Consider the following 12,340-nt stretch of genomic DNA (forward strand, 5'->3'; position numbering starts at 1 on the left):
AAATGAAAAACAATCAGAAATTTCACCATATCAAGCCGTGGTCGGCGCAAACAATATAAATTATCTATAGGTCATATTTTCAGGATTTAGCTCTGGTTTTCTCACCTGTTCGGGTGGGATCTCAGTGCATTTTCCGCACTAACTCCGCGTTTTCCTGACAAAATTCCGGTCTTCGTTGACACTTCCTGATGCTTTTTTGTTGCGGTCTTCAATATTCATTCTCATTTAGTGATTAACATTAGATGCCTCGAAAGGATAAATTAGCGGGTATAATTCATCCTGCTGATAGAAATAGAAATTCTTAATTGCTAACGAAATCTTTACGTTGTCCTAAAAACAGACACCCGCACTTTTCGGGGATAATGGTTTTTTGACTGATATTGAAAATCTCTGGTTGAAGGTCATTTTTCAGCTGTTTTCTCCTCATTAATACTGCGAAACCAAGAAATTTATGCTGCCGACTGCCTCGTCTCGTTCCAAAAAACGCACATTCGTGTGGGTTATTGTCGCCATTATCGTTGCCGCGATCCTGGTCTGGTTTTTTGCTTTCCACCAAAGTGCCTCTGATCCCTCTGCCCATAAAAAACCGGGCCGTGGCGGCATGCGCGCAATGCGCGGCCAGATGATGGCAGGAATGGCAACGCCGGTGCAGGCAGGAAAGGCCGCACAGGCCGATGTGCCGGTGTATCTGCGTGCGCTGGGCACGGTGGTGGCGAACGCGACGGTGACGGTGACCAGCCGTGTCGATGGTCAGCTGATGAAGGTGTATTTCACCGAAGGGCAGAAAGTGGAGCAGGGTCAGTTGCTGGCGCAGATTGATCCGCGCAGTTATCAGGCCACGCTGGAACAGTATCAGGGCGATTTAGCGCAGAATCAGGCGCTGTCGAAAAGTGCCGAACTGACGCTGGCGCGTTACCGCAAACTGTATGCACAGGATTCCCTGGCGCGTCAGGATCTGGAAAGCCAGATTGCGACCGCCGGTCAGTACGCGGGAGCAGTGAAAGCCGATCTGGCGCAAATCGCCGCCGCTAAGCTGAACCTTGAGTACGCTAAAATCACCGCGCCGGTCAGCGGCCACGTCGGCCTGCGTCTGGTGGATCCGGGCAACATGGTCACCAGCAGTTCGACCACCGGCATCGTTACCATTACCCAGACTCAGCCGATTGCCGTGACCTTCAGCGTGCCGCAAAGCAATTTGCAAACCCTGCTCAAAGCCCTGCGCGGCGGCAATCAGTTGCCGACTACGGCTTTTGACCAGAGCGGCAGCGAAGTGCTCGGACAGGGCAAACTGCAATTTATCAGCAACGAAATTGACACCAGTACCGGCAGTATCAAGCTGAAAGCGTTGTTTGATAATGACGATGAAAAACTCTATCCGAATCAGTTTGTGAATGCCCGCTTACAGGTCGCGACGCTGAAAGATGCCACGGTGATCCCGGCGGCGGCATTGCAGCTGAGCAGCGACGGCGACTTTGTGTATGTGGTGAAAGCCGACAGCACCATTGAGCGTCGCAGCGTGAAGTCCGGCCCGGATTTTGGTGATGACCAGGTGGCGATTTTGTCCGGCGTGAAGCCGGGCGAGCAGGTGGTCACCACCGGTATTGACCGTCTGAACAACGGCACCAAAGTCGAGATTGTCACACCGAATTCCGGTGAGGCTGCAGCAGCAGGTGGCTCTTCCAAAGAGCGTCAGCAGAGCGGCGGTGTGGATAAAGCCACCACCGGCGCGGATAGAACGGCCGTCGCGCCTGATGCACCCCCAACTACAGCCGGTAAAGACAGCGGGTCTAAATGAATCCTTCACGCCTCTTTATACTCCGGCCGGTCGCGACCATTCTGCTGATGGTCGCCGTGCTGTTGTCGGGGATTTTCGCCTACAACATGCTCTCGACCTCGGCGCTGCCGCAGGTCGATTACCCGACCATTCAGGTGACCACGCTGTATCCGGGCGCCAGTCCGGACGTGATGGCGTCGGGTATTACCGCGCCGCTTGAGCGTCAGCTCGGGCAGATGGCGGGGCTGAGTCAGATGTATTCCACCAGCGCCAGCGGCTCCTCCATTATTACGCTGAAATTCTCGCTGGATTTGTCCCTTGATGTGGCTGAGCAGGAAGTGCAGGCGGCGATCAATGCCGCTGACAGCCTGCTGCCCAGCGATTTGCCTAATCCGCCGACTTACAAGAAGGTGAATCCGGCGGATGCCGCAGTGCTGACATTAGCCGCGACCTCTGAATCCCTGCCGCTGACCAAAGTGCAGGATCTGGTGAATACCCGCGTGGCGTTGAAACTGTCGCAGATTTCCGGCGTCGGTATGGTCACGCTGGCGGGCGGGCATCAGCCTGCTATCCGCGTGCAGGTGGATCCGCGCAAGCTGGCGGCGCATAACCTCAGCATGGAAACCATCAACACGCTGATCGGCAACAGTAACGTTAACGGTTCCAAGGGGGGCTTTGACGGGCCGCACCACTCGATCACCATCGATGCCAATGACCAGCTGCGCACTGCCGCTGAATACGGCAACCTGATTGTTAATTATGAAAACGGGGCGGCGCTGCGTTTGCGCGACGTCGCGACGCTCTCCGAAGCCGCGGAAAATCAGTACCTTTCTGCGTGGGCGAACAAACAACCGGCGATCATTATCAGCGTTCAGCGTCAGCCGGGCGCCAACGTGATTCAGGTGGTGGATGCCATCAAAGCACAACTGCCGAAATTGCAGGAAGCGCTGCCGGAGTCGGTCAAAATCAGCGTGATTTCTGACCGTACCCAGACTATCCGTGCCTCGATCAGCGACGTTCAGTTTGAGCTGTTGCTGTCGATTGCGCTGGTGGTGATGGTCACCTTCCTGTTCCTGCGTAATGTCGCGGCGACGCTGATCCCAAGCGTGGCCGTGCCGCTCTCGCTGGTCGGCACCTTTGGTGTGATGTACCTGTGTGGTTTCAGTCTTAACAACCTCTCGCTGATGGCGCTGACCATCGCCACCGGTTTTGTTATCGATGACGCCATCGTGGTGGTCGAAAACATTTCACGACGCCTCGAAGAGGGCGAAACGCCGATGCAGGCGGCGCTGAAAGGTTCGCAGCAGATCGGATTCACCATTATTTCCCTGACCTTCTCGCTGATTGCGGTACTGATCCCGCTGCTGTTTATGGGCGATGTGGTCGGGCGTCTGTTCCGCGAATTCGCCATTACCCTGGCCGTGTCGATTCTGGTATCGATGGTGGTGTCGCTGACCCTGACACCGATGTTGTGCGCCTATTTGCTGCGTCACACGCCGGAAGAAAAACAGAGCAAGTTTTACCGTAAAGGCGGTGAGTTTTTTGACAAAATGATCGCCGGTTACGATCGTATGCTGATCGTGGTACTGAACCATCAGAAGCTCACGCTGCTGGTCGCTGCCGCGACGTTAGTGTTCACCGCGTTGCTGTACGTGATTGTGCCAAAAGGGTTCTTCCCGTCGCAGGATACCGGCATGATCCAGGGGATCACCCAGGCCTCGCAGGATGTCTCCTTCAGCGAGATGGGGCGTCGTCAGCAATTACTGACTGCCGCTATCCTCAATGATCCGGATGTGGAAAGCGTGTCGTCTACCATCGGCGTGGACGGTAATAACACCAGTCTGAACAGCGGACGTTTGCAGATCAGCCTGAAATCCTTTGATGAACGCAGCGAACGTGCACCGGCGATCATTGAACGCCTGAAGCAGGAGACCGCAGGCGTGCCGGGCATTGAGCTTTATATGCAGGCTTCGCAGGATCTGACGGTGGACGATCAGGTCACGCCAAGCCAGTACCAGTTCACACTGGATGATGCCGACAGCGAAAATCTGGTGCAATGGACACCGAAGCTGATTGAGAAACTCAGTGCATTGCCGGAGTTCAGCGAAGTGGTCAGCAACCTGCAAAATCAGGGGCAGATCGCCTATGTGGAGCTCGATCGCGACGCTGCTGCACGCTACGGTATTACGGCGTCTGACGTCGATACCGCGCTGTACAACGCTTTCGGCCAGCGGCTGGTTTCCACCATCTTTACCCAGGCGAACCAGTACCGCGTCGTGCTGGAAGTGGCCCCGCAGTTCCAGCAGTCACCGGCTTCTTTTGACGATGTCTATCTGGCGACCAACAACAGCACCTCAACATCCGGCACGGTGGCGACCACCACCAGCACCACGTCTTCTTCGACATCGGACAGCGGCACCTCGACCACCACCACCAATGCCGGGGCGACCAATGGCATGGTCAAACTGACGTCGATTGCCAAAATCCACATGCGCACCGGCGCATTGTTGCAGGCGCGCCTCAATCAGTTCCCGGCAGTCACCGTCTCCTTTAACCTCAAAGACGGTTATTCGCTGGAGCAGGCGCAGCAGGCGATCAAAACCACGGTGGCTGATATCGCCATGCCGGACAGCATCACTTTGCGCTATCAGGGTGCGGCGGCGTCATTTGAAAGTGCCACCGGCAACACGCTGTGGCTGATCCTCGCCGCACTGCTGACCATGTATGTCGTGCTCGGTATTCTGTACGAAAGCTTTATTCATCCGGTGACCATTCTTTCCACGCTGCCGTCGGCGGCGGTCGGTGCATTGCTGTCGCTGATCTTTGCCGGTACGGAATTCAGTCTGATCGCACTGATCGGGGTGATCCTGTTGATCGGCATCGTGAAAAAGAACGCCATTATGATGATCGACTTTGCGCTGGATGCGGAAAACAAACAGGGATTATCGCCGCGTGAGGCGATTCACCAGGCGTGTTTACTGCGTTTTCGTCCGATCATGATGACCACCATGGCCGCGCTGCTCGGGGCGTTGCCGCTGATGCTGGCGAGCGGATCCGGCGCGGAACTGCGTCAGCCGCTGGGGCTGGTGATCGTCGGCGGTCTGATCTTCAGTCAGGTTCTGACGCTGTTCTCCACGCCGGTGATTTACCTGATGTTTGACCGGCTTTCTCACCGCCTTAATCCACGTCACCGGCGTGCAGCGAAGCAGGCGGAATAAATGAACATTTCGCGTTTCTTCATCTTCCGCCCGGTTGCGACATTGCTGCTGACGATGGCGATACTCCTGCTGGGTTTGCTCGGGTATCGCCTGCTGCCGGTGGCACCGCTGCCGCAGGTCGATTTTCCGACCATTCTGGTCAGTGCCAGTCTGCCGGGTGCCAGTCCTGAAACCATGGCGGCGACGGTGGCGACGCCGCTGGAAAGGGCGCTCGGGCAAATCGCCGGTGTGACGGAAATGACCTCGCGCAGTTCGCAGAGTTCGACCAGCGTCATTTTGCAATTCGATCTCGATCGCGACATCAACGGCGCGGCGCGTGACGTTCAGGCGGCGATTAACGCCTCCCGTGCATTACTGCCGAGCAGCATGCCGTCGCTGCCGACGTACCGCAAAGCCAACCCGTCGGATGCGCCGATCATCATGCTGGCGCTGACCTCGGCCACGCGCAGTAAAGGTGAGTTGTACGATATTGCCTCAAGCCAGTTGCAACAGAAAATCGCACAGGTTAACGGCGTCGGGCAGGTTTCTCTGGTGGGTTCGGCGCTGCCGGGCGTGCGCATTGATTTACGCCCTGAAGCCGTCACCTCTTACGGGATTTCCCTCGACACCATTCGTGCTGCGATTGCCGACAGCACCAGCAACCTGCCGAAAGGCTTGCTGCAAGGGTCGGATCAGTCGTGGATGATTGAAGGCAACGGCCAGCAAAGTACCGCCGCGCAGTACAAAACGCTGATTGTCACCTACATCAATGGTTCGGCCATCCGCCTCAGCGATATCGCCAATGTGTATGATTCCGTCGAAGACAAATACAACGTCGGGTATTACAACAGCACGCCGTCGGTGATGATTGGTGTAACGCGCCAGGCTGGCGCGAACATGCTGGAAACCATTCAGGCGATCAAAGCCGCGCTGCCGCTGATGAAAGAAAGTCTGCCGGGCGACGTGCAACTGAACCTGGCTCTGGATCGTTCGCCTAACGTTTCCGCTTCCCTGCGTGATACGGAAATGACCCTGATGGAAGCCACGCTGCTGGTGATCGCGGTGGTCTTTGTGTTCCTGCGTAACTGGAATGCTGTGCTGATCCCCGCCGTGGCGCTACCGGTGTCACTGATCGGGACCTGCGCGGTGATGTATCTCCTTGGCTACAGTCTGGATAACCTCTCGATGATGGCGCTGATCATCTCCACCGGTTTCGTGGTCGATGATGCCATTGTGGTGCTGGAGAACATTACGCGGCATATCGAAGAGGGAATGGGACCGGTGCGGGCGGCGCTGAAAGGCGCACAGGAAGTCAGCTTCACCGTGCTGTCGATGACGCTGTCGCTGATCGCGGTTTTCATTCCGATCCTGCTGATGGGCAGTATCGTCGGGCGTCTGTTCCGCGAATTTGCGGTGACGCTGAGTGTCTCGCTGATCATCTCGATGCTGGTGTCACTGAGCCTGACGCCGATGCTGTGCGCACGTTTCCTCAAACGTAAACCGCCGGTGGAAAAACGTCAGCCGCGCATCTACCGCATGATCGAGCATGGCCTTAACAAACTGCTGGCGGCCTATTCTGCCGCGCTCGGCTGGGTGATGCGCCATCAGCTGATCACGCTGGTCGGGTTGTTCCTCACCGTGATACTCAATTTCTATCTTTATACCGTGGTGGAAAAAGGTTTCTTCCCGGATCAGGACACCGGCATGCTGATGGGCATGTTGCGTGCGGATCAGAACACCTCGTTCCAGTCGATCCAGCCGCAGGTGCTGAAATACAGCAAGATCATTCAGGACGATCCTGCGGTAGAAGCGGTGATGAGTTCGGCGGGCAGCGGCGGCTTTGGTTCACGTAATACCGCCACGTTCTTCGTGCGTCTGAAAGATTTCGACAAACGTACCTCGACCGCCAATCAGGTGGCTAACCGTCTGATGATGGCGACCGGCAAGGAGCCGGGCGCGCAGTTGTTCCTGATGGCGGCGCAGGATCTGCATATCGGCGGGCGCAGCGCCAACGCGCAGTATCAGTACAGTCTGCAATCTGACGATCTTTCGGTGTTGCGGGAATGGGCACCGAAGGTGCAGAAAGCGCTGGCGAAACTGCCGCAACTGACCGGTGTGGATTCCGATGCACAAACCGGCGGTCAGGAGGTCATGCTCAATATCGACCGGGATCGTGCCACGCAACTGGGCGTGAACGTGAAGATGATTGACACGTTGCTCAACAATTCTTTCAGCCAGCGGCAGGTTGCCACGATCTATAAAACGCTGAACCAGTATCACGTGGTCATGAACCTGACGTCTGACTACACCAGCAATCCGGATGTGCTGCATCAGCTGTATGTCGTGACCGATTCTGGTAATCAGGTGCCGTTGTCGGCGTTTGCCACCTTCAGCGGCGCCAACGCACCGCTGTCGGTGTCCCATCAGGGGCAGACGGCGACCACGACTATCGCGTTCAACCTCGCCGACGGCTATGCGCTGGAAGATGCGCAGGCTGCGCTGAAAACCGCCATGGCACAAATCGGCTTGCCGGATACCGTTCATGGCAGTTATGCGGGGACGGCGCAGGCGTTTGAAGCGCTGGCCAGTTCCATGCCGTGGCTGATCCTGGCCGCGCTGGCGGCGGTATATATCGTGCTCGGCGTGTTGTACGAAAGTTATATTCACCCGCTGACCATTCTTTCCACGCTGCCTTCCGCCGGGCTGGGGGCGCTGTTGCTGATGCTGATGACCAATACGCAACTGACAGTGATCGCGCTGATCGGGATCCTGCTGCTGATCGGCATCGTCAAAAAGAATGCGATCATGATGATCGACTTCGCGCTCGACGCCGAACGGCGGCTGGGTCTGACGCCACAACAGGCGATCACTCAGGCCTGTCTGATGCGATTCCGTCCGATCCTGATGACCACGCTGGCGGCATTCTTTGGTGCCCTGCCTCTGGCGATGGGCAGCGGGGGGGACGCGGATCTGCGCAGTCCGCTGGGTCTGGCAATTGCCGGCGGGCTGGCACTGAGCCAGATCCTGACGTTATTCACCACGCCGGTGGTTTACCTGTATATGGATCGCACCAGCCGGGCGACGCATCGTCTGTGGCAACGTCTGCGTCCTCACGCGACGCCGCCGGAGGCCAGTTCTCATGACTGATCACACTGAAACTCATTACCCTGAAGCGAATCTGATGACTCTGCAAAAAACACGTTCAATGGTGTTCCGTCTTGCTCCGCTGGCGCTGGCCTTACTGGTCAGCGCCTGTGCCGTCGGCCCTGATTACAAACGGCCGGATGTGGCTATGCCAACGGCATTTAAAGAAGCCAAAGGCTGGACGGCCGCGATCCCGAAAGATAATCAGGCCAAAGGCGACTGGTGGGCGGTGTATCAGGATCCTGAGCTGTCGTCCCTGCTGACACAGGTGCAGATTTCCAACCAGAACGTTGCCCAGTACGCCGCGCAGTACCGCGAAGCCCAGGCACTGGTGACGCAGGCGCGTTCTGATTTGTATCCTTCCGTGGATGCCACCGTCGGCAGCACGCGCAGTGGCACCTCAACCTCCACCAGCAACAGCCAGTCCGCACAATTGAGTGCAAGCTGGGAACTGGACTTGTGGGGCAAACTGCGCCGCACGGCGGAAGAACAGGATGCCAGCGCGCAGGCCAGCAAGGCCGATCTGGCTGATGCGACGCTCAGCGCGCAATCCGAACTGGCGCAGGATTATTTCCAGTTGCGGGTGATGGATCAGCAAATCGCGTTGTATAAGCAAAGTATTGACGCCTATCAGCGTTATCTGAACGTGATTGAGAACCAGTATGCCGGTGGCAGTACCTCGCGTGGCACACTGGCGCAGGCACAAACTCAGCTGGAAAGTACCAAAGCGTCGGCGCTGGATCTGCAATGGCAGCGCGCCCAGCTTGAGCACGCTATCGCCGTACTGATCGGCAAACCGCCAGCGCAGTTCAGCCTCGCCGCCCGCGACGTAAAACTGAACCTGCCTGCGATGCCGGATGCGATTCCGTCGCAACTGCTGCAGCGTCGTCCTGATATCGCCGCTGCTGAGCGCACCATGGCCTCTGCCAATGCGGCAGTCGGTGTCGCCACTGCCGCGTATTATCCCGATCTGACCTTAAGTGCCAGCGGCGGTTTTGCCAGCTCGGCCTTCCATAACCTGTTCTCGTTGCCAAACCGCGTCTGGTCTTTAGGCCCGGAACTCAGCCAGACGGTACTGGATTTCGGTTCCACCCGTGGCAAAGTGGCACAAGCCGAAGCTGCGTATGACGCCGACGTCGCCAGTTATCGCCAGAGCGTGTTAACCGCGATGCAGGAAGTGGAAGATTATCTGGTTGAACTGCACACGCTGGACAGCGAACTGGTCGCCCGCCAGAACGCCGCCGATTCCGCCAAAGAATCCGCCCGCGTGACCTACAACCAGTATCAGGCGGGGATGATCGACTATCTCGACGTCGCGACCACCGAAAATACCAGCCTGACGCAACAGCAAAGCGTCCTGTCACTGCTCAGCACCCAGATGGTCACCAGCGTTAAGCTGATTGCCGCACTGGGCGGGGGATGGAACGGGGATGTGGGTAAGTAAGAGAGTTTGAATTATCTCTGCACGAAGGACACATAAAACGGTCTTTGGTGTAGAGAACATCATTCATTTTCAGTGCGATTGCTGCCATTCATCGTAAATGACCTCAATCACTCTAGATATAGCAATTAAAGTGGCGGGGATAAATGACACCAGGTCGCCTGTTTCCGATATGCGCAAAACTTTGTGATCACAACAATCAATTCAAGGGAGCCATTTAATATACCTGACAGTTCCGAAAGTATTTAAAGTAGAGATGTTTTTATTTGTGGATTATTTCCCTATTGAAAGTAATAAATAAATTACTCCTCGGAATAATAACTGCAAGATTATTTTTTGTTTTTAATGAGGTTTTTAATAATGATAATAATTAATGATGGTCTGTGAATTTAGATTGACGTGGGGAATTATTGTTTTGATTAATTCGTTTGAATTAATTCAAGTCTATTTACTCAAGGCGGATTAAAAATGTGAATGTTGGTAGCCGGAGAATAAATTACCGCTCGTTAGTAATAAACTTCTGAAAATTATTTTTTTAAAGGTTTTCCAATTGTTTGTTAAAGCATATAGGCATAATGTAATTGCTCACTTTTAAAAAAAGGATTTATGAAAATGGCAATCCCGGCATACTTATGGCTTAAAGACGACGGCGGTGCACCAATTAAAGGTTCCGTTGATGTGAGGGATCGTGAAGGTAGTATCGAGGTGAATGGCTTCTCTCATAACCTGAGCCTTCCAACTGATGGGATGACAGGGGTAATTACAGGCACCCGTAAACATTCCGCAGTTCTGCTCCAGAAAGATTTTGATTCTTCATCACCTTATCTGTACAAGGCCGTGGCTACCGGACAAACACTAAAGTCAGCAGAGTTTAAGTGGTATAACATCAATGATGCAGGGCAAGAGGTTGAGTATTTCAACATTATGCTTGAGGACGTAAAAATCGTAGGTGTATCGCCAATTATGCATGACACTAAAGATCCGATGAAAGAAAAGCATAACCATCTTGAATGCATTGAACTGCGCTATGAAAAAATCACCTGGAAGCACTGCGATGGTAATTTGATGTTCTCAGACAGTTGGAAAGATAGAGCGTAATTATGAGATACCCTACATTAGCGGCCTCGCCTCATCCGCCCTATGATGTATCCTCATTTTCGCCACCAGGAGTAAACGTCATTAATAATATGATGCTCTCGAGATTTCATCACGGTCCATCAGCACTCACGTACCAGTGGTTTTATCAACAAGTCAGACTACATGGACCTTGGGATTATAAAACGCACGCAGGGAGGCAGTATGAGAACTTTGGAAATTTCCACTACGGTGCGGTGGGTACCGCAGCTGGAATAACTGAGCCTGTATTGTTACGGGCGGCGGGGTGGGCGCAATCTCGTTCGGGAAATGCGAAGGCAGAAGATGGAAAATGGCATGGCCCATCGCCCCATGGTGACGACCCACAAGATCAATTCTGGATAAAGTGTGGTATCGATTATGCAAAAAGAACGGGGTTTTAAAAAACGCTATGTTTTGGTGCCTGTACTTTTTGCGTTTATGTTAATCGCATGGGTCATTCACTTTCTCAAATTTCCGGTAGAGCAGGAGGTGTATAAGACGGTTAAAGTGAATAACCTGGTCACCTTGTATGTAACCCAGGCCAGTGCTGGAGCAATGACGTCATTTTCGTACCACTATTATTTGTATGATGCGACGAAAAGTGAGGCTGATTTTATGGCTCATATTGATGACCAAAGGGCATTCATGGTCACATCTGACAGCAAGGCCACGGCCATAGCCAACAATGATCATCTATATCTTCGCGTTCGCGGCGATATATACTCATTCGATAACGGAAGTTATAAAGTTATTGTACATCTGGACGCTGCACCTTATTAAAATAAACTCAGTGGGGCTTTGCCTCACTTCAGTTTTTAGTACGGAGAAATACCAGATGTTACGATTTAGCCGTATTTTTTGACAGATATTATTTGAGACTATTGATTACCAGCAATATAGCTCTTTCATCAGTAATAAACTTCTGAATATTACTTTTTTGAAGGTTTTCTAATTATTCATAAAAGCATAGAGGCATAACGTAATGTCTCTCTTTTTATAATGGTTTTATGAAAATGACAATCCGAGAATGTTTATGTCTCAAAGATAATTATAGCGTGGACATCAGAGGGAGAATTGATGTATATGGCAGAAAATTAATTCGCACACACGGCGAGAGAAAAGAAGGCCCGGCCGGATTTGCTTCGACTACTCCAAAGGATATAAGAGCAAGTGTCCATAAATACTGAAGCAACAGTTTTTCATCTAAAATAACAGCAGAAGACTGGGCTGAGGCGATTAAAAAAATCTCTAAGGGTGACAATGAATGGCTATTGTTAGTCCCGGATTTAGCGCCTGTAGTAAATCTACAACAGTCCAATCAACTTGCTGGCGCGCTCTATTACGCGCCCGATGCGAACGCAAAAGAAGCACTAAAAATGATGTCAATTCTCGATAAGCATCATTACAAGCACCAGCAAGGAACGGATATAGCCTGCGTTCCGCCATTTGATAAAATAACGAATAGCGACATGGCGATATATAACCGCATCCGCCTTTCATTATTAGATGCAGGACCACAAGCCGCCACTTGCCTGTGGATAATGGAAGCTTGGGTCGAAGAGATCAAAGCAAACGATGCTCGAAAATCCTCTTAGACCCAGTCGAAAATGCTCGTTCATAGCCCGGAGCCCTCCGGGCTAATTTAAAGTACGCTATCTCATTAGATGT

Annotated in this window: 8 protein-coding genes; all 8 read left to right on the forward strand. The window is 53.4% G+C overall.

Going from position 1 to position 12,340, the window contains the following annotated elements:
• Nucleotides 1–451 precede the first annotated feature (451 nt).
• The 8 genes from AACU55_RS02905 (at nucleotide 452) to AACU55_RS02940 (ending at nucleotide 12,267) form a co-directional block, all read left to right on the forward strand.
• On the forward strand, nucleotides 452–1,795 hold the full coding sequence (locus AACU55_RS02905; protein ID WP_134706620.1) for an MdtA/MuxA family multidrug efflux RND transporter periplasmic adaptor subunit: 1,344 nt from the start codon (nucleotides 452–454) through the stop codon (nucleotides 1,793–1,795).
• Complete coding sequence (locus AACU55_RS02910) at nucleotides 1,792–4,992, forward strand: efflux RND transporter permease subunit (RefSeq protein ID WP_037035203.1); 3,201 nt, start codon at nucleotides 1,792–1,794, stop codon at nucleotides 4,990–4,992. The genes AACU55_RS02905 and AACU55_RS02910 overlap by 4 nt, the downstream gene beginning before the upstream one ends.
• Nucleotides 4,993–8,118 carry an efflux RND transporter permease subunit gene (locus AACU55_RS02915; RefSeq protein ID WP_037035202.1) on the forward strand — a complete coding sequence of 1,042 codons (3,126 nt, stop codon included), beginning with the start codon at nucleotides 4,993–4,995 and terminating at the stop codon, nucleotides 8,116–8,118.
• Nucleotides 8,111–9,559 carry an efflux transporter outer membrane subunit gene (locus AACU55_RS02920; protein ID WP_134706621.1) on the forward strand — a complete coding sequence of 483 codons (1,449 nt, stop codon included), beginning with the start codon at nucleotides 8,111–8,113 and terminating at the stop codon, nucleotides 9,557–9,559. The genes AACU55_RS02915 and AACU55_RS02920 overlap by 8 nt, the downstream gene beginning before the upstream one ends.
• Before the next feature lie 609 nt (nucleotides 9,560–10,168).
• Nucleotides 10,169–10,654: an Hcp family type VI secretion system effector gene (locus AACU55_RS02925; RefSeq protein WP_134706622.1), complete on the forward strand. Its 486-nt coding sequence runs from the start codon at nucleotides 10,169–10,171 to the stop codon at nucleotides 10,652–10,654.
• A gap of 92 nt (nucleotides 10,655–10,746) precedes the next feature.
• Complete coding sequence (locus tag AACU55_RS02930) at nucleotides 10,747–11,073, forward strand: polymorphic toxin type 44 domain-containing protein (protein WP_234300442.1); 327 nt, start codon at nucleotides 10,747–10,749, stop codon at nucleotides 11,071–11,073.
• Nucleotides 11,051–11,452: a hypothetical protein gene (locus AACU55_RS02935; RefSeq protein WP_134706624.1), complete on the forward strand. Its 402-nt coding sequence runs from the start codon at nucleotides 11,051–11,053 to the stop codon at nucleotides 11,450–11,452. Before AACU55_RS02930 ends, AACU55_RS02935 begins: the two co-directional genes overlap by 23 nt.
• Before the next feature lie 491 nt (nucleotides 11,453–11,943).
• Nucleotides 11,944–12,267: a hypothetical protein gene (locus tag AACU55_RS02940; protein ID WP_037035194.1), complete on the forward strand. Its 324-nt coding sequence runs from the start codon at nucleotides 11,944–11,946 to the stop codon at nucleotides 12,265–12,267.
• The last annotated feature ends 73 nt before the right edge of the window (nucleotides 12,268–12,340 follow it).

It is taken from the genome of Rahnella sp. CJA17(1/100), assembly GCF_963881615.1.
Lineage (GTDB): Bacteria > Pseudomonadota > Gammaproteobacteria > Enterobacterales > Enterobacteriaceae > Rahnella > Rahnella aceris.

Bases quoted from the DNA above. Each gene is read 5' to 3' on its own strand.
- AACU55_RS02905 (WP_134706620.1), top strand. From the start codon at position 452: ATGCTGCCGACTGCCTCGTCTCGTTCCAAAAAACGCACATTCGTGTGG.
- AACU55_RS02910 (WP_037035203.1), top strand. From the start codon at position 1,792: ATGAATCCTTCACGCCTCTTTATACTCCGGCCGGTCGCGACCATTCTG.
- AACU55_RS02915 (WP_037035202.1), top strand. From the start codon at position 4,993: ATGAACATTTCGCGTTTCTTCATCTTCCGCCCGGTTGCGACATTGCTG.
- AACU55_RS02920 (WP_134706621.1), top strand. From the start codon at position 8,111: ATGACTGATCACACTGAAACTCATTACCCTGAAGCGAATCTGATGACT.
- AACU55_RS02925 (WP_134706622.1), top strand. From the start codon at position 10,169: ATGGCAATCCCGGCATACTTATGGCTTAAAGACGACGGCGGTGCACCA.
- AACU55_RS02930 (WP_234300442.1), top strand. From the start codon at position 10,747: ATGCTCTCGAGATTTCATCACGGTCCATCAGCACTCACGTACCAGTGG.
- AACU55_RS02935 (WP_134706624.1), top strand. From the start codon at position 11,051: ATGCAAAAAGAACGGGGTTTTAAAAAACGCTATGTTTTGGTGCCTGTA.